Source organism: Azospirillum sp. UENF 312511 (assembly GCF_058780635.1).
Genome location: NZ_JBSNCG010000001.1, coordinates 1,399,184 through 1,417,376, shown reverse-complemented (window position 1 = coordinate 1,417,376; position 18,193 = coordinate 1,399,184). Strand labels below are relative to the sequence as shown.

General features: G+C 58.0%; 17 protein-coding genes. 10 read left to right on the top strand and 7 right to left on the bottom strand.

Annotated features, from left to right (window positions below; translation table 11 throughout):
• Positions 1-90: 90 nt before the first annotated feature.
• The 10 genes from ACWPN7_RS06615 to ACWPN7_RS06570 all read left to right on the top strand — a co-directional run bounded on the left by ACWPN7_RS06615 (position 91) and on the right by ACWPN7_RS06570 (position 8,335).
• A complete protein-coding gene (locus tag ACWPN7_RS06615; protein ID WP_492273215.1) occupies positions 91-1,167 on the top strand; it encodes a tyrosine-type recombinase/integrase in 1,077 nt (358 codons plus the stop codon).
• A gap of 146 nt (positions 1,168-1,313) precedes the next feature.
• Positions 1,314-1,697: a hypothetical protein gene (locus ACWPN7_RS06610; RefSeq protein WP_492273214.1), complete on the top strand. Its 384-nt coding sequence runs from the start codon at positions 1,314-1,316 to the stop codon at positions 1,695-1,697.
• Positions 1,694-2,209, top strand: coding sequence for an HAD domain-containing protein (locus tag ACWPN7_RS06605; RefSeq protein ID WP_492273213.1), 516 nt, complete (start codon positions 1,694-1,696; stop codon positions 2,207-2,209). Before ACWPN7_RS06610 ends, ACWPN7_RS06605 begins: the two co-directional genes overlap by 4 nt.
• Positions 2,210-2,460: 251 nt before the next feature.
• Positions 2,461-2,622 (top strand): hypothetical protein, encoded by a 162-nt coding sequence (locus ACWPN7_RS06600; protein ID WP_492273212.1) that lies wholly within the window; start codon positions 2,461-2,463, stop codon positions 2,620-2,622.
• Positions 2,623-3,366: 744 nt separating this feature from the next.
• The gene (locus ACWPN7_RS06595; RefSeq protein ID WP_492273211.1) at positions 3,367-3,636 is read left to right on the top strand and encodes a hypothetical protein; all 270 of its coding nucleotides are present in this window, start codon (positions 3,367-3,369) and stop codon (positions 3,634-3,636) included.
• A gap of 39 nt (positions 3,637-3,675) precedes the next feature.
• Complete coding sequence (locus ACWPN7_RS06590) at positions 3,676-3,996, top strand: hypothetical protein (protein ID WP_492273210.1); 321 nt, start codon at positions 3,676-3,678, stop codon at positions 3,994-3,996.
• Between the two features lie 468 nt (positions 3,997-4,464).
• Positions 4,465-4,974, top strand: coding sequence for a hypothetical protein (locus tag ACWPN7_RS06585; RefSeq protein WP_492273209.1), 510 nt, complete (start codon positions 4,465-4,467; stop codon positions 4,972-4,974).
• Between the two features lie 497 nt (positions 4,975-5,471).
• Positions 5,472-7,127: a hypothetical protein gene (locus ACWPN7_RS06580; RefSeq protein WP_492273208.1), complete on the top strand. Its 1,656-nt coding sequence runs from the start codon at positions 5,472-5,474 to the stop codon at positions 7,125-7,127.
• Complete coding sequence (locus ACWPN7_RS06575; protein WP_492273207.1) at positions 7,114-7,527, top strand: hypothetical protein; 414 nt, start codon at positions 7,114-7,116, stop codon at positions 7,525-7,527. The genes ACWPN7_RS06580 and ACWPN7_RS06575 overlap by 14 nt, the downstream gene beginning before the upstream one ends.
• Before the next feature lie 31 nt (positions 7,528-7,558).
• Positions 7,559-8,335 (top strand): hypothetical protein, encoded by a 777-nt coding sequence (locus ACWPN7_RS06570; protein ID WP_492273206.1) that lies wholly within the window; start codon positions 7,559-7,561, stop codon positions 8,333-8,335.
• 335 nt (positions 8,336-8,670) lie between these two features.
• Here the strand turns inward: ACWPN7_RS06570 and ACWPN7_RS06565 are convergent, their stop codons facing one another.
• From ACWPN7_RS06565 to hsdR, 7 genes are all read right to left on the bottom strand, one after another.
• Positions 8,671-9,252 carry a tyrosine-type recombinase/integrase gene (locus ACWPN7_RS06565; RefSeq protein WP_492273205.1) on the bottom strand — a complete coding sequence of 194 codons (582 nt, stop codon included), beginning with the start codon at positions 9,250-9,252 and terminating at the stop codon, positions 8,671-8,673.
• A 174-nt stretch (positions 9,253-9,426) separates the two neighbouring features.
• Complete coding sequence (locus ACWPN7_RS06560) at positions 9,427-9,939, bottom strand: hypothetical protein (RefSeq protein ID WP_492273204.1); 513 nt, start codon at positions 9,937-9,939, stop codon at positions 9,427-9,429.
• Between the two features lie 179 nt (positions 9,940-10,118).
• Positions 10,119-11,114, bottom strand: a complete 996-nt coding sequence (locus ACWPN7_RS06555) for a hypothetical protein (protein WP_492273203.1) — start codon at positions 11,112-11,114, stop codon at positions 10,119-10,121.
• Positions 11,115-11,547: 433 nt separating this feature from the next.
• Positions 11,548-12,327, bottom strand: a complete 780-nt coding sequence (locus ACWPN7_RS06550) for a hypothetical protein (protein WP_492273202.1) — start codon at positions 12,325-12,327, stop codon at positions 11,548-11,550.
• 580 nt (positions 12,328-12,907) lie between these two features.
• Positions 12,908-13,975: a restriction endonuclease subunit S gene (locus tag ACWPN7_RS06545; RefSeq protein WP_492273201.1), complete on the bottom strand. Its 1,068-nt coding sequence runs from the start codon at positions 13,973-13,975 to the stop codon at positions 12,908-12,910.
• 17 nt (positions 13,976-13,992) lie between these two features.
• Complete coding sequence (locus ACWPN7_RS06540; protein WP_492273200.1) at positions 13,993-15,555, bottom strand: class I SAM-dependent DNA methyltransferase; 1,563 nt, start codon at positions 15,553-15,555, stop codon at positions 13,993-13,995.
• Positions 15,556-15,586: 31 nt separating this feature from the next.
• Complete coding sequence (gene hsdR / locus ACWPN7_RS06535; protein ID WP_492273199.1) at positions 15,587-17,965, bottom strand: EcoAI/FtnUII family type I restriction enzme subunit R; 2,379 nt, start codon at positions 17,963-17,965, stop codon at positions 15,587-15,589.
• Between the last annotated feature and the right edge of the window lie 228 nt (positions 17,966-18,193).

Genomic DNA, 18,193 nt, shown 5'->3' with positions numbered 1-18,193 from the left:
CGACGGGCTGCCTCGGGTCGCGGCGGATGACGGAAACAGCGATGGCTGACTGTGGGGGATTCCGTGGGGACCACCACCGAGAGCCGTCGCATGACCGTCGTTCGCCGTCCAGGGTCCGACCTGTGGCAGATTGAATTCGAGTTCCACGGGAAGCGGTTCCGCAAGTCGAGCGGCACCACGTCCCGGCGCAAAGCGGAGGCGCTGGAGCGCCGCTGGCGGCAAAACCTCCACGACCGTGAGGTCATGGGCGTGGTGGCCGACCTGTCGTGGGGCGAGGCCCTGGCGCGCTACGACGCGAGCGTCGTCGCGCCACGGGGTAACGCGACGGCGGCCAAACGGGACCGCTACGTCTACGGTCATCTCCGCGCCGCGCTCGGCGCGAAGACGGCGCTCGCCGCGCTCACGGCGCCGGTGATCGCGGCGTTTCGCGATGCCGAGCTTCGGCGTGGCAAAGCGCCCGCGACGGTTAACCGCTATCTGGCGACGGTCAAGGCGGTGCTGCGCAAGGCGCACAGCGAGTGGGGCGCCCTGGCGGCGGTGCCAACGATCCGCCTGTTGCCACTCAACAACGCGCGGCATCGCTGGCTGACCGAGGCGGAAGAGGCGCGCCTGCTGGACCACAGCCCGCCGCATCTGCGCGACCTCTGTGTTTTCCTGATCGAGACCGGCGCCCGCCTGAGCGAGGCGGTGACGCTCACCTGGGGCGATGTGGACCTGGAACGGCTGCCACGCCCAGCGGTCCGCTTCATGACCACCAAGTCCGGCAAGCCGCGTTCGGTTCCGCTCTCCGGACGGGCGGCGGCGCTGTTGCGTCGGCTTGCCGAAGCGTGCCCTGCCGGTGAAACACGGGTCTTCCTGTATCGCCCGCAGGGGCAGATGGGGTGCGTGCGGATGCCGGGAACCATCTGTGTGCCGTTTCGCAACCCGCACGGCGCATGGTCCACGGCGACGCGGGCGGCGGGGTTGGATGACGTGAAACTGCATGATTTGCGCCATACGTTCGCCTCGCGGCTGGTCATGCGCGGCGTGCCGCTGCTGACCGTGTCCAAGCTGCTCGGTCACGCCACGATGCAGATGACGTTGCGGTACGCTCACCTGGCGCCCGACGCCCTTGACGCGGCCATCGTAGCACTCGACGCGCGGCGTCCGGCAGCGTCCGCTGCCTGACTGGGGAACACGCCCCTCGTCGTAGGAGTTGAGGGGGCGGAGGTATCCGTGACGTGGCTGGCCGCTTTGTCCGGACCGAGCGTTATCGAATTGCGCGAGGAGCGCACAACAAAACGGATCGGAGTTCGAGAACGGTGGAGGGTGCCATGGACGATACGACTGCACGCGAGTCCATTCTCAGAGACCTCTGGCAACGCAATGCCCTTCGGCGCGCGGCAAAGCTGCCGCTCATCAACATCGGCGAGGAACTGGACCGCGCCCTTCTTCATCGGGCGGTGAACGAGTTTTTCGCCGCGCGCAAGGCGCTGGACCACTTACGACCGCGCCTGGAGGAGAAGTGGATCGCCCGGCGACGGCGGCAGCATCCGGGCTATACCCCCAACCGCAATACCATCTGGCGCATCATGATTGGCGCTCACATCAACAAGGTGCTCGACAGACTCCTCCGAATCCAGACGGGGCGCATTCATCCGGGCTGGGGAAGCGATGTGATCAGATATGGCGACGCTGAGGACGGGGAGGACCAATGAGCGTTGAGGACCGTGCCTCGCCGCCTTCGATGCGCCCGCTGCTCTATCTGGACATCGACGGCACCTTTCTCCGCCGCCGGGCCGACATCAGCGGTTTGCACAACGCCTACGAGATCGCGCCCGATGCGCTCGGTTTTCTCGCCTGGGCGGTTGAACACTTCGAATGCCGGTGGCTGTCCACCCGGTGTCGCACTGGCGATGCCCAAGGGGCTATTCGGGCCTTTCGCCATGCCTTGGGTGTGACGCGCCTTCCCGATGAGTGGGCACGTGTGCTCCGAGTTGTCCCTGCAGCAACGTGGTCTGGATCAAAGATCGAGGGAATTGACCTGACATCTCCTGCTGGGTGGTTCTGGATCGACGATGCCCCCGGCGCGGCGGACGTCGCCGTTCTTTCGGACCAAAGTGTCGCGGACCGCCTAATCCGCATCAACGGTTCCGACCAGAGGGCGCTCGAGCGTATCCAGGCGCGTCTATCGCAAGATCACTCGCTGGAATCTTGCGTGCCGCCGTGATCGACCGTGAGGAGGTGAACGCCCAGCCCTTTTCTCGGATGCGCCACTACGTGCTGTGCCCACATCGACGCAGGCTGGTTTGGGTGTCTAGGCCGAAGCCAAGAGTGTTCGTGCGTTGGGCATGGCACGGATGCGGTCGCCGTTACCTGGGCAACTACCCGGTGACGCTGCGTGGACAGTGCCTGCTACTCGAAGCCAAGCGGGCCGAATAGGTGGGCTTTGGCCGTGCGCAAGCGACGGGACGGTTTCGCGTGAAGGAGTATCATAACACGGGTGGGAGCGCCGAAACCAGCGCGGTCCTGCCGGTGGCGTGGGTGACCGCCGTCACCCACGCTCATGCCGACGACGGGTTCATCCTCCGTGACGGCGCCGGTCGCCGGGTAGAGACCATTCAACCCGGCACCGGCAACTGATGAGCCGCCGCGATGCCGCTGGTTGCGGGATCGGAACCACGGAGCCGGAACGCGCCGGGCAGCTTATCGAGCGGGATGCGGCTGGTCGCTGGATCGGCGCCGTTGATAGTGGCCCTGGTGATAAGCAGTTGCTCCGGGACAGCCAGGGATGTCACGTCGGAACGGTCGAGGCAGGATCAAAAGGCAGCACGGTTATGAAGGATCGGCAAGGTCGGCGGACAACTACGATCACCCCCGATTCTGGCGGCGAGCAGGTTATCCGCGACACCACCGGTCGGAACGTGGGTACGATCAAGCACCGAAGTGACGCACGGCTGAACCCTCGAGGCCGTAACCAATGCGTTCTCCGCGCATGACCCCGCCATACTTCCCACCGGTGGGGGCTAAAGCGCAGCAGTGTTCCCTGATTGACACGCAAATCGCATCCCTCCGGTAAATAGTAGTACAGGCACTGCCTGTCAGACGGGGGGTAATCAAATGTACAATTTATTCTCATTTTCGAATGGCACTGGGGCCTGCGCTTCATGACTACATTCGATAACGAGACCGATGATCTACTTCGCCGATGTGGTATTCCTCGAAGGATTGCGGTACCTGCTCAGGCATTGAACGAAAACTTCACAAAGAGCGACGTAGAACTGCTGAAACGGTACATCGTCCGATTCGTGCAGAATCATGAGCGGCAAACCGCCGTCTTGGAGCGCATCGCGAAGGCGCTCGAACGGAAGCAGGGAGAGCGTCGCCATGGACGATGATGCCAATCTGCGCTGGCAGGTGCGACTCCGGTCCCGTGCCGACCTGGTTATGGTCAAGGAGCTTACCGCCGTGTTAGCGGCTCTCAGCGGCTCTACCCACGGCCAAGTCATTGCCGAGGCAGTCAAAGCCTACGCGACGGTCCGCATGGGCGAACGCGCTATGAGCGTTCTTGAGGAGGTTGCCTCTAGTATTCATTGCGGAAGTGCTTCTGCAGCCGTGCACAGGGCGTGTTCATGCGATGCCCAAGTGATTCCATGAGGAAAGCATACTGTGTCTAGAAAAGTAGAAATGTGTGATTTGGACAAGGTGTACTGTAGCGACTACATGCATTCTAAAGCTGATGAAGTCGCCCTCGAGCGCGCGGCTCTGGATGTAGTCAAGCGGATGTGCAGTAGTGTGACCCTGACTGAGCTTCTGGAGATCGGGTGTGCCATCGACAGTTACATCGAGGGATATGAAGACTTTTCACGAGCGGAGCGAATTGAACTCGACGCCATCGAAAGCCGACTTGGGATGATGGTCGTCTGGGTCGATCCAGAGCATGTTTGGGTGCGTCACCATGGCATCATCGATGCCGTACCGGTGGAGTGGGGCTGGACAGGTTCGCTTGACGAATAAGACCTCGATTCAATCAGTACAAGCTTTGTCGATGTTAACGGACCAAACTGGTCGCGTCATAGATAAACACGCGTTCAACATCGCTTCGTCGATCCATGACGGTGGGCCGCCACTCGACTGATAATGAAGGTGCGGCAAACCATTGGATTAAAGCGACAGTCGCGCCAAAGAACGTCTAATTTACTTTCGCGCTTAGATGTATGGTAAGTTGAATTGATGTAATTTGCTCAGAGTATGATGTAGTCTTGGTGTTCATCCGCTTGGCATATCGAGTATTTCTCTTCTTCACCAAGAAAACCGTCGCTTATAAGCTGGCATTACATTATGTGATTCCGGAAAAATATTACCGAATACCACTTTTTCGCACTCGAAAAGCCGCCTTTTTGCCGGTATACGCTTTTTGCCTAACGAGACGGAAGTTCTGATCTCGTGGCCATGGCGCAACCACAGTAATAAGCGGAGATGTAAGTGAGTAAGAACAGCGACTTCACGCCTGATCTGAAAGACGGTAATAGCAATCATATCCATATCGGACGCTTTGAGGGGGTTGTTGAATTCGACAAAGAGCCGCCTTGTGTCAGGGATGTCTTGAGAGTTATTGATCGGAACTCCTATCATGTCGGGGTTGGTTTCTCTCTGAGCAGGGCGCTTCGAAGGGAGCTTATTGCGGTGGTGCAAGCCGTGCTGCAATCAGCAATCAATGATCTCGGCTCTGACCTATTCCGTCAGTTTCCCGAGGCCGCAGTGATGGCAGCCCGGCAGTATGCGGAAGAATATGTGAATGGTTTCATGAACGAGGAAATGAAATGCGTGGATGAACAGAGCATTATGGAGCAAATGGCATTTGTCGGAGCCATGTCTGAAGGCGTGATGCCGAGCGCGTACGCATTGGCAACGTTCGTCACGGGTACATTGGCCGACTACATAGAAGAAGTGAAAGAGGAACTTCTGGTGGGGTCACCAGGCGTTGTTACCTAGTGTGTTTTGGGGCGCCTGCTTTAAAGCATGGCGCCTCCCTCTTAGTTGTTTAGGATGGCGAAGTTGATACGATGAAACTCTGTACGGCGGTAAGCGATCATATGGAGGAATCAGTTAAGTTGATGCGCTCTGCTCTTTCTAGAGACGGAGACCGTCAGTTAAGGGGTGCGTGGTCTGCTGCGCCGAGATTAACTCAGAAACGCAACGACTTATTCAACAAATTTCTACGCGAGCGTTTGCTTAATGAAGCGGCAGGCTGGCACATCTGCCTTGCAAATCGAGCCGACTACAGAGCGCGCCGCCACATCCACGTCCGTAATCTCCTTGTAAGTGGCCTACCAGATTACGAGATTCAGGAGAGATCGCCGTTGTTCACAAATGGCCTTTGCATCCCGGAGCAGAACGCGGGGCTATTCGGCATTGATGAGAGAGGCGAGCCCAATTGGGGGCCGCCGCCTAGATGTCGCACTGCAAATGTCGGCATCTCGGTAATAACTTTGGAGGTCGATAAGGCTGACCGGGCATTTTTTGAATTGCAGCTATCCTGGCTCCGCTCACCTGACGGCAAGCCGATAAACTCCCCGCTTGGGAGACTGATTAAGCTCCTAAGCCGTTTCATGGATTTCCGTGGTGTCACCGTCGTGTATGGCGGCAACAAGAGCCTGCACTTCCACTTCATCTTCGACACCCGGCACCTGTCGAGAGCGTTGTGCGACGGCAATCGCCAACTCCTGGAGCGGTGGCAAGGCGATGTGCCTGATGCGTCGCTGCGGTTTCTGCACGAGACCGCGTGGCTCAGGTTGGTCGGCGAGTTCAAACAGGTGATTCCATGTTCGGAGCCATTCGATCCGCAGCTTAGGCTTTACGAGCAGTTCAAGCGAACCCCCTGGGGAGTGCGCATTGCGAGTGAAAGCCACCTGCTTGGCGTGCCGCCCGGATGGCCCGTCCCCCAACTGGTGCTCTTCGAGATGCTGATTACTCGCGCTCCTAACGGCGCAACGGAATGGTTCATCCACCCTGATCAGTGCGCATCTATCGAGCCACCGCCGCCTCCCGCTCGGTCGCACACACGCCTCATGTCGGAGGAGACGGGAGCCACTATCGACACGAACGCTGTGCTGAACGACCTACGAGGATACTGCTGCGCCATGTGGGGTCAATATCCCGAACCGGTGTCGATCACCAGCATCAACGGCGAACCCGCCGTCTACTTCAGGAACAGTTCCACTGACGTCCACCCCTCGACCGTGGTGAGGGGGGACTATAAGAGACTTCTGATCCAAGGGAGGAACAATTTCCATCAGGCATTCCTGTTACCACAGGGGCTGGCGGACACGCTCCGCATCCTTAACGGAGATGTGCCACCATCGAATGAAAGCTTCCTTCCGGCGGTGCAGTTGTCCGACGGGGCGCATTGGGTGGAGCGCAAGTTCGCCTGCGCCGCCACGGATGCGGATGGTGCCCGGAAGGCTCTCGGTCAGGCGTTTCTACTCGCCGCTCGCCGCCAGCCGCTCACGCTCATCAAATCGGTCGAGGGCATCGGGAAGACCTCCGCGTTGATGGCGGAACTCCCAATGCGTCGCCTCAATGGATGGTTCGATCACACGGCTGCCAACGACTGGAGGGATGAGAGGGGGCTAGAAACCTATCCGCTTCCTGCACGCTTGGGCGGGTTTGTGGCGTTCTCATTCGGTTCTTACGAGCAGGCCCGAGCGAAGTGTCGCGAGTTCAACAGGCTTCATAGCCAACGAAGGCGGATAAACGTAACGCTTGACCGGTGGAGAGGCCGTCTCGCAAGCGCCCAGTTGACCGTCGGGTCATGCCCTGTGGCCGATGCCCAGCCGCGTCAGGTGGCGCTCACCGCCGACGGAGCCGAGAAAGCGTTTGTCCAGAGTATGTACCGGCGCCCATCCAGACTGGCGCCCAGATTTCGCAGGCAATTCAGAGTTCCGGACAGGACGCCGCCTTCTGATCGGGCGTTGTTCAGGGGGAAAGTGCTGCGATCCACCAAGAAGCTGTATGACGATGTGTGCGAGGAGTTTGGCGAGAAGCCTCTTAAATATGAGGATATCGCTGAGGCCGGTTGGTCATCATTCTTGGAAGGAGTTCGAGCACCTACAGCCTCACGTATACGCACGCATGTGCGAACATAAGCACGCTTTCTGGGGAACCGGCGCCGATGGTGAACCGCGCGACTTCGACCCGCTACGCACCGCTCTGTTCGTTGTTCACGACGTGATCCGAACCTGGGGAGGGGAAGCGCCTACGCGGGTATGGTGGCACCCCCACTACGAATGCCTCCGCGACGACGAGAGCAAGCGCGCCCAGATCAAGAACGAGATGATGATCTCCGACGTCGTCTACGACGAGGTGACAGTCCGCGACCTTGTGCTGATCCACGAGGAGTGGATCGTCAGATGGTGCGAACTCGATCAAGAAAAGCGTACCGGATTGGGACACTGCCAAGCTCCCGCAACGCTACGCTGCGTATGCTCGCGCCGCAGCATCGTTCGAAAACCCGCCCTCGTTCAGGGAGGTGCAGGACGTCATTAGGACGAAATACAGGAAAGGTGACCGCCGCGAGGTGGACACAGCCATCGCACCCTTCGGGCGCGACAACACCGATCAGGGCCTCTACACAGGGCAGCATGGTCGCGCCTATTACATCCGGCCCCAGCGGTGGTGGGACAGCCTCGGTGCGCGGGTGGTGTTCTTGACAACAGAGCAACTTCCCACGGACCTCTTCACCAGCATCGGCAACAGGGATCACCAGCACCGAGTGACGCAGCACGTGGAGGAGTGCGCGAAGGCTATGCAATCAGGTGGTGAGCTACGGGTGCCACCACGGCAACGGTTCAAGGCGTACTCGTTCGACCAGACTGGGGCTTTCCTTCGCGAGTACGTGCCGCTTGTGCTTGATCGGCGCGCGGCGAAGGACCAGGAGGGAAAACCGAAGCTCAGCAGCCTCGTCGTGCAGCTTCGTGAGATGCGCAGCGACGTGTTCATCATATCGGATAACCTTGGGAACAGCGCGAACATCTGCCCGCACAGGACCGCGCGTGGGCGTAATGATCTTGCAGAACGGATGATCGTGAGCATCCTGACGTACATAGGGGGCGCGCAGTACGCCGAGCTTTGTCTTCTCTCCAAAGAGTTCTCGCTGTCCGACATTGTTAGGACGTATTACCGGGACGTGCTGTTCCAAGACATAGGCCGGAACATGGGATTCAGGCGTTCCAACCTGACGACCTCGGGTCACTGGGTGGTGATGCACCCCCGTCTGTTCACTGATCTTGGCGGGACGAAGCTGTGGGAGGGCGGACGGTACGAGTTGTGGCAGCGCGCGGCGGTCAAGCTGTGACGCGGCGGGATGAGCGGAGGAGTTGCCCGGTGTTTGGCGTCTCCTCCCGCTCCTCGCGGTCTCGGCATCAGTTTCAGCGGGATGGCGGCGGAGTCCCGGCGGGATGCGGCGAGGGGGAGAAATCGGAGCGCCCCAGTGCCGTCGAATTGGGAGGCTGGATAGGCACCCCCGGTTTGTCCGCATTCCTAATAATATAGAGAAGTATGTTGGAATCATGGGGGTCCTTCCCCTCCCTGTCCACACCCCATGCCGCCGACGCCCACCACCTCACGTGATCGAGGATGACAGGCGCTGCCAGGCGCGACCATGGCTGGATGTCGAGGGGCTAACGGCGCTCAGACCATCTGGACGAGCTTGCGCTTGGCCTCGGTATCGGACTCGATGTAGCGGCTGGTGGTCTGGAGGGAGCGGTGCCCGGCAAGCTCCATGACGTCGCGCAGCGAGCCGCCGACCATCGACGCCTTGCGCGCGGCGTGGGTGATGAAGGTGCGCCGCCCGGAGTGGGAGGAGCAGCCGGTGAAGCCGAGCTTGCGGTAGAGGTCGAAGAAGAAGCGCACCACTGACGCCGGGGTGAGGGCGCGCCCGCGCTCGGAGTAGATGATCGAGTCCTCTGGGCGGGGCTGCCGGTTCTGGTGGAGATCGACCAGGGCGTCGCGCAGGTCGCGGTTCATCGGGATGAAGCGGCCCGACTTCATCTTGGCGGCGCGATCCTCCAGGTGGATCGCGTCGCCGACTCGCCCCTCCGAGTCCATCACCATCGCCCAGGTGACGGACGCCACCTCCTTGGCGCGCAGCCCGGCCTTGGTCGAGAGCAGGAACATGGCGATGTCGCGCTGGGGATTCCGGCTGGCGGCGAGGTGGGTGAGGACGGTCCGGGTCTGGACCTGGGTGAGCACCTTTGCCTGCTTACCAGCCATGTTGCCTCAAAGCAAAGTTGAGCCTGGGGCGGATAAGTAGTGTGAGTTTTCGACTTGGCAACAAGGCGAAGCGAGCCGAGGCGTTGGAAATCCTCGGCTCACAATGTTTTCGGGATTATATTGAGAATGGTCCACCTGATCTCAGAAGGCCATGGAGCGTTGAACGCAATGTTGTTAGTCTGTCGGATCACGGTTTTTGAGGCGATCATTTAAAATCTTTTCTCGACGCTCCTCTTCTGCCGTTTCATGCGCGATAGATAGAAGAATAGCTTGGTAAATGTTCCATACAAACGCCTTAGTCTCAAACACCAAGATTAGCATGTAAGCACTTACGGCCCCGAGGGCCACATAGATCAAAAAGCCGCGCAACAATGGAATGTCAGAAAGAAGGTAGCCTACCACATATGTAGCCGGAGCATTCTGCGCAAAAACAAATGAGAATAGATAGCATAGTCCAACAAATGCAATGAAATTCCAAAAAGTCATCATGAATGTATAGAATATGTGTTTAAGATGGTTTATTCCGTGATCTGGATGGTTAATTGACGCAAGCCTTTTAAATAGCGACGCTTTCGTCACTGTGGCAAAGATTGTGAAACCTGCGATGAGAAAGGCAAGCATTGCAGACGCAAATGATAGGCCAAGCGATGATAGAGACCGTACCAGAGTTACGGTCGCATCTCCCATACCTCGTCTTCCAAGAAAAAGAGAGTCGAATAGAAATCCGCCAATCGATACCAAGACGAGTACCAGCAAAACTAGCGCATTCTCGCGCCGGTTGCTGGTGGCTCTCCAGGCCCTCACAATGAGTGCGCCGTAGCTTCTCTCAGAGAATAGGTCATCACGCCAATCGGGTTGGTTATTACTCAAAGTTGTGTCCTGATTCGTTCTAGTTTCGGCGTCACGTCTTCAGCGGGTTGATCGACAACGACTGTACCAGCCGCAAGGAGATTAACAAATGCATCATAGAGTCTTTTTGCAAGCCCTACATGTGTAACGGGCACATCTATGATGTGGGTGGAAATTCGAAAGCTCTCGTTATCTCCATTGAGCCTGTTGTTGTTTTGATCAAGGCCCGCGAGACGTACCCGCTGGTTACCTGACGCAGCCGCATCGCTAATATGAGCCCTCGCCTTGTCAAGATCGAAGCCTTCGTCGCGTTCTGTTCGAACGGTGGTTCGATCGGGTTCAAGCTCTCCGTTGTATTCCCTCAACTGCCCCCAAATGGCGTGACCATCGATTTCCTTGTTAGGCGTAACAAGCTGAAATTCAATTTTCTTGAGCTTTGAGAATCGTCGAAGGAAATCTTCAACGCTCGCCTCGTTGGTAAGCGGGATGACATTGATCGTAGGAGGTGCGATCTCTTTACGGAGTGATACCTTGGTTAGTTTTGGGTCGCCCTCTTTCCTGGTCGCATAAACGCTCTCAAAGTGATCGCGATATTTCTTGCCGATGAAATTCTTCATCGTAGCTTCGAATGTTCCGATGTCCGGTGCGAAAGGTGTTTCTGGGAAGTAAACAAGGCGATGGTTGTTTAATATGAGGACAAAGAATGCCGATGGAGCAGACGCAAGTGTCTGTTTGTCCTTCACGAGGCCTAGCTCCTGATCATATATCTGATCCCTCTTAAGCACCGTGTTCTTTATGAAGCGTCCAGAGGCGACTAACACAGGGGCGTCAGCCTCGCCAAGCTCCAAAAGTTTGTAATCTTTGATGAAGTAGCTGGTATGCTCACCATATCGACGCACCAACGTCTCGTCCGACAATGCCGGAAGCACAATCTCTTCAGCATAGTCGAGCAAAACCTTCTCAACGCCAAAACGGCAGATGAAGTTAGCGAAAGTGGCGTGGTGTTGTCGCATTAGGAACCTTGCACGTGAGTACGTCGAGAAGCTCGTTGGGCCGCTAGGACGTTGAATGGGCGCGCTCATATACACCGAATGAGGGCTTTGATTCAAGCCAAAGGTTGGCGCGGCACGTTTGCATACGATAGTATATCGCGATGATCTTTACTCATCTTGATGTGAAGGCGTGTAATAACCATCCCAATATGCGATAAAACAGCGCGCTATAATTGTACAAATATCACGAGTTAAAGCAACTGCAGCTTAGTACCCAATAATAATCTATGCGATTATGTTGCCACGTGGCTGTTGCCAAGTGGCATTGTTACTTTTTAGATTGTAGTGAAGTTGCCGGACCAAGAAGCCGTACGCATGTTAATATAGAATCAAGGTGATTTACCTCTGTTTGGCATGCTATAATCTTATAGATCGACGAAGGTTGTGGACCGGCTCAACGCCTAGAAAATGGTGGATTAGCAGAAATTAATCCGACAAACTTTTGAGGATCAATGTAACCGGTGTTGGTGAGGTCGGCCACAATTTGAGTGTACTTAATTCTATAAAAAGTAGCGAGTGCAGAGCGCCTTTCTAAATCGGTGTACAATCCCACAAAGTAGCTTAGGTTCATGAGGTCGGTAATGATCCCATATATCATTACATCGTAATCCCCGCTTGGCGGTTCGTCTTCAACATAAGCCTTGGCATATCGAGAAACATTATCCCGTAGCACCTCCTTTACGGTGTACCGATTCTCATCTTGCTTCCATGCCAGTGCGCTATCGATCTCCTTCTTGACTTGCTCCATAGCTTTCTCAATATCAGACTTCGCACTCTCATTTTTGTAAAATTTGGCCTGAGTCGCCGCTATCTCTTTTGTCTGCCTTAACTCCTCTTCAGTGGCCTTCAACGCTTGGGTAGAGTTCGAGAGTTCCCGTCGTTGAAGACTTAATTCCCGCCGCTGGACCAAGATCGTGTACAACAAGCCTCCGAAGGTCAGGAGGCTAATGATTGGGTTGGTAACCCCACCAATGAAATCTCCGTACTGCCCCCATTTTTCTTCGCCGAAGGGGTTTCTGTCGGAGCAGAGTCCGATATCATTTCGCCAAAGCCAATAAAACGCATGAGCTACGGCGAGAGTCCCCAGAGCTAATAAACCAAGTACTATCATCCAGACCTTCACCGAAACTGGCACAGCATCGTGAAGGGCATTAGTGTCGTTCTGGTTTTCCATGAATTACATCGCATAAGGTGTGGATTGACGTTCTGGTTAAAGAACGTGGTGCATTTTACCACTATCGAAGTTTCTACTAAAGAAGGGACACGAAATTGAACGAACCCACCTAGCCCCGAAGGAGCCGCCAGTGCGCGGGCGCAGCGTTGCTGTTCCATTTTAGCCTTGGGGATCGGTCAGTCAGGGAGGTGATCCGTTGTAGAACAAAACTGTCCGTCCGGCGCGGCCCACTATAGATGTTCAACCAAGCTCTGACACAGGAGGACGGTCGCGACGAAGTTATCATGGACGAACGCCAGGCGTGCTTCCGTCCAGCCATAAAAGCTGAGTGGCCGCCAAACACCATCGTGCCGTTCCGCTCAAGCTCATGCCCGAGGAAGGTGAGTTGGCGGAAGCGGCTCAACTTACCGGGCAGATCATTATACAGATCGGCGAGCAACTACCGAACAAGATCGAGACCCGAGATGTCGGAGAACAAGTCCGGCTGATGCTCGCTCTTGGCGTTCATGCTCCCTCCGCATTGCCGAAAATTTCGTGCAGCATGGCTGGAAGCAGGGCAGCGGCGTCGCGAGCGGCTTGCTCACGGACAACCCGCATGTCTCGCACCTTGCTCTGCAACCGGTCGAACCATAGCTGCTGTTCGAGCGGCGGCGTCGGCACTGGGATGGTTGCCAAGAGGGTGGGCGCAAGAGTTCTTGTTGCGTGCCGCTGTCCCCGGTGATGCCTTCACAATCTCAGCGAACCCGGTCTGAGTACGGAAGAAGAAGCTTAAGAATCCGGATGCGATGACACCGGCGACAGGCGAGCAGGTCAACATACGGTGATTGCCAACGCAGCCGTGATCGCAGTCAAACGCCTCGGCTATGGCCTGCTCCCATGCCATTAGATTGCTGAAGACAATGTCTCCCTTTTCGATCCAAAAAAGCTTCTGCCACGAAAACTGCGCTCCGCAGACGCTGCGCCGATGGAAGATGCCCTTATAGAAGCTCTTCACACCAATTTCCGTGTAAAGGCTGTCGGGGTCGATCTCGACTGGGCGACGGACAAGCGGTGCAACCTCTGCCATGGGCCGCATAGGAGCGCCGTTGACGATGCGGTCGAAGGCGGAACGCAACATGGCCTCAGCTTCGGCATCCATTGCCTCAATAGAGGCCTGACGTTCCTTTGCCAGCCGCTCGACCTGATCCAGCCGTGCGACGATACGGCGCTGTTCCGACAAATCGGGGACAGGAACTGCCATCCTCTTCAACGCAGCCAAGCTCAACGTGCGGTTTCTGTCAGCACTTCCCGGCGAGGCTGCGCTTAGCTTCCGCACCGCTTGTGGTGTGCGGAAATAGTACCCGAGGAACGACGGAAGGACTTGGTTTGGATTGGCGACGCACGTGATGTAGCGGTGGGAGCAAAAAAGCCGATCATCGTCGTTGGCAACGACGGCTACTGCTCCCTCCCAAGCCTTGATGTTGCTGAAGAGCAGGTCTCCAGCACGAACCTGGAACAGGTTCTGCCATGTGATCGCTTCACCGTCGAGTGGTGGCTTTCGAAATGTGCCACGTCCGAATGAACGGACTGCCAATTGGGGGTAGCTTCCATCAGGGGAGATTTCAACAGGACGACGTTGGATAGGAGCTACTTCCCCGAGGGCGGCCATGGGCCATCGCTTCGCCATCACACCGGCTCCGCCAGAGTGGCCTTGATATCAGCCAGAATGTTGAGGATGCGGCGTTCGTGGGCGATCAGACTGTCAACCAGTTCGGCGGGCGGGCGATGATCCAGGGCCTCGGTGGCATTGGGGTTCTTGAAATCAAGGTTGCAGGCGATCACCTTCCCATCGGTATCGCGCTGGATTAGGCCAGGGCCATACACCTTCCAGGCCCGTTCATTCTCCTCGCGATTCTGCCACCAGGACAGGCACGGCTCGAACTCCTCGAAGACCAACGCGTTGGTCTTGGTGTATTTCCGCCGGTCCTGGGGCAACGGATGCTCGTAGTACCAGACATCCGTGGTCGGTCCGCTGGTATCGAAGAAGATCAGGTTGGCGGGAATGTCGGTGTAGGGAGCGAACACACCTTCGGGCAGCCGGACTATGGTGTGCAGGTTATAGTTCTCAATCAGGTCAGCCTTGACGCGGGCGGCTACGCCATCGCCGAACAGGGTGCCATTGGGCACCACCACAGCGGCACGTCCCTTTCCACCCTTCTTCAGCCGACGCATAATCATTTGCAGGAACAACAGGGTCGTTTCCTGCGCGCGTTTGTCCTCCGGGAAGTTGTTGAGGATGCCCTTCTCCTCCTCTCCACCAAACGGCGGGTTGGTGAGAATGACGTTCACCCGGTCGGCCTCTCCAATATTGGACAGGCGATGGCGAAGGGCGTTTTCGGGGTCAATCTGCGGGGCCTCCAGCCCGTGCAGGAGTAGGTTCATCTCCGCCAACATGTAGGGGAGCGACTTCACTTCGCAGCCGAAAATGCTGGCGGTTTGGAGCGTCTGGCGATGTGCGACCGTGCGGCACTGGGCGGACAGGTGCTCGAACGCCTCGGTCAGAAAGCCGCCGGTGCCACAGGCCGGGTCCAGCACGGTTTCCCCGAGACGGGGGTTGGTCACCTGGACCATGAAGCGGACCACGGGACGTGGAGTGTAGAACTCTCCCGACTGTCCCGCTGCGTCACGGATTTCCCGGAGAAGGGTCTCGTACAATCGTCCGAGAACCTGCATTTCCTCGGAACTGGTGAAGTGGATGCCGTTGATCAGGTTGATGACGTCGCGCAGCACATAGCCGCTCTCCGCCCGGTTTGTGATGGTACGGAAGGCGTTGGCGATGACGTCACGGCGGTCTTTGCCGGAACCGCCATTCCTGAGCGAGCGCAAATAGGCGAACAGGCCAGGGCCTTCCTCCTCGCTGCCCGGCAGCACCGCTTTCTCGTCGTTGACGAAGCTGATCAGGTCGGGGCCAGTGATGCCCTCAGCCTTTGCTGCCCAATCACGCCAGCGATACGGTTGAGCAATCGCAGGCTTGAAGGTCTTGCCGGACAGGTCGGCCTTCTCCTTCTCGATCCGCTCCTTATCGTCGAGGAACTTCAGGAACATGATCCAGACCAGCGTCGGAAGGCGCTCCAGGTCGGTGTTGAGACCCCGGTCCTTCCGCATGTGCTTCCGCGCCGACTTGATGATGCTGTCGAGGCGCTGAGCGGTGGTTTGGACCTGCTTCTTCGTGCCGGGCTGGCGGGCCATTGGTGTCCGGTTCTCTCAGTGACGGTTCGGTTCAAGCGGCGTACAGAAGCTGGGTCAATTCCGCAACAGCATCCTTCAACTTGGCCGCTCCGCCGAAGCGCCCCGCGATCTCGATGACATTGCCGAAGCTGTCGAGCGGGGTCACTTCCAGGGCGTCGGGTAGCTTAAACTGCGCCTCGCCATGCTCAGCGTACTTTTCCAAGAGGGCATCGAGAACGGCGCGTGCCTCGGGAGCGTACTGAGAGAAGAACGCGGCTTCGTCGTGGCGGACGCGGTCCGCACGCTCCCTGCGCGACCGGAGAGGTGCGCTGTAGGCAAGGTGGCAGAGCAAGTCGAAGGGGTCGGCGTCGGGCTTGTTCAGCGTCTCGGCGAGGCTTTCCACATCGATGCCGCGCTCCAGCAGTTCCTCCACGATCAGCGGGCGCTTGTCCGCGTCCAGCCAATCGTGCCGGAAGTCGGTTGCATTAGGATACAGGGTGCGGACCTTCTCGCCGGTGTAGTCGGTCAACTGGCGGCAGGTCAGCTTCTTGCCGTCCGAGTTGAGGTCGTAAACCAAGTGGTGGATCACCGCGACGGTGCCGCCATCCACAAAAAATTTGCGGGGTATGCCGTCGTCATCATCGGGAGGCAGAGGGTCGCCGCCGTCGATGATCTCGTCGGCGTCTTCAGGAGGAACCGGCGCCTCCTCCTCGGGCACCTCGTGGACGATCTCGCCGGTTTCGTCGATGGTGGTCTCGCCGGTGGTGGCGGGATCGCCATCAAAGTTGGAATCGGCGAACTTCTCGGTGGCGGTGCCGGTGTAGTCGAGAATGTTGAAATACAGCTTACCGTAGTCAGGGCGCAGCCGGGTGCCGCGCCCGATGATCTGCTTGAATTCGCTCATCGCGCCGACGACTCGGGCCAGCACCACGTTTTTGCACGTAGGCGCATCAACCCCAGTGGTCAGAAGCTGGGAGGTGGTGAGGATGACCGGCGAGGTCGCCTCAACGTCTTGGAAGCGCGATAGATGCCCCTTCCCGACCTCCCCCTCGTCGGCGGTCACCCGGCAGACATAATCGGGATGATCCTTCACGAGGTCGGCGTTCTCCGCGATCAGAGAGCGGCGCATCTCGCTGGCGTGTTCCTGATCCACGCAAAAGACGATGGTCTTGGCAAAACGGTCGGTCGCCTTCAGGAATGTGGTGAGATGGCGGGCAATGGCCTCAGTGCGGGCGCGCAGGGCGACGATGCGCTCGAAGTCCTTGGTCTCGTACTCGTCGTCAGGAATCTCCCGTCCATAGCGGTCCAGTTCCCCCTTGGTTGGGCGCCAACCCGCAGCGTCCGCATCGGTGATCACGCGGTGGACGCGGTAGGGGGCGAGGAAACCGTCAGCGATGCCCTGGGCGAGGCTGTAGACGTACAGCGGGTCGCCGAAATACGCGTAGGTATCTACGTTTTCCTCACGACGCGGCGTCGCCGTCATGCCAAGCTGATAGGCAGGTTCAAAATACTCCAGGATGTCTCGCCAAGTGCTGGTATCGCTGGCACTGCCTCGGTGGCACTCGTCCACGACGATCAGGTCGAAGAAGTCCCTGGGGAACGCCCGAAACAACCCTTCGCGACGTTCATCCTCGGCGATCGCCTGATAGATGGCGAAGTACATGTCGCGACCCAGACTGGGGGGCGCTCCGCCGATCTTGTAACGCGCATCGCCGAAGGGCGCGAAGTCCTTTGCGTGGGGATCATCCACCAGCACGTTGCGATCCGCGAGGAACAGGATTTTCGGGGTCCGATGCTCACCGGTCTTGTTCCAGCGACTCGACCACAGCTTCCAGCAAATCTGGAACGCGACGGCTGTCTTGCCCGAACCGGTGCATAAGGTCAGGAGGCTGCGCCGCCGCCCCTGAACGATGGCCTGAACGGCTCGATTGACCGCGACCTCCTGATAGTAGCGCAGCGGCCTCTTATGGTCGGAGAAGCAACTGGTCAGCAGTCGCTCGGCTACCTTATCGTCGTTCAGCCCCTCAGCGGCCCGCAGCCGTGTCCATAGTTGGTCGGGTGTCGGGAACGCAGAAACAACCTTCTCGCTTCCCGTGGTGTAGTCGATCTCAATGATCTCAGCGCCGTTGGAGGCGTAGGCGAATTTCAGGCCCAGGATTTCGGCGTAGTCCTTGGCCTGCTGCACTCCGTCAGCGGCGGAGCGGTAACGGGCCTTGGCCTCGACGACGGCGATGGGGAAGTCGGGGCGATACCGCAGCAAGTAGTCGGCGCGCTTCTGTTTGCCGCGCTTGACCCTCCCGCTGGTGACGATCACCCGTCCATCGGTGAAAGTTCGCTGTTCGTTGATGGCGTGCGGTTCGTCATCCCATCCAGCCCTCTGCAAGAGCGGGACGATGAACTTCCGGCAGGTGTCAGCTTCTCCCAGAGCCATTCAAACCCCCTCGCCGCACGGCTTGCTTGTGTATAATTGATTTCAACCCCTTGTAGTGCACGAGCCAGGGCATGGCAATAATTTCAGGCTCTAGCAGGCGGACGCACTCATGAAAGGCGAGCGGCTTGCGACGGCTTAAACTCCATAAAAATCAAGCTCTTCTGGTCGACATAGAAGCTTTCCAGATACGCAGAACACGCGCGCGGACTGTGGGGGATTTTGTGGGGA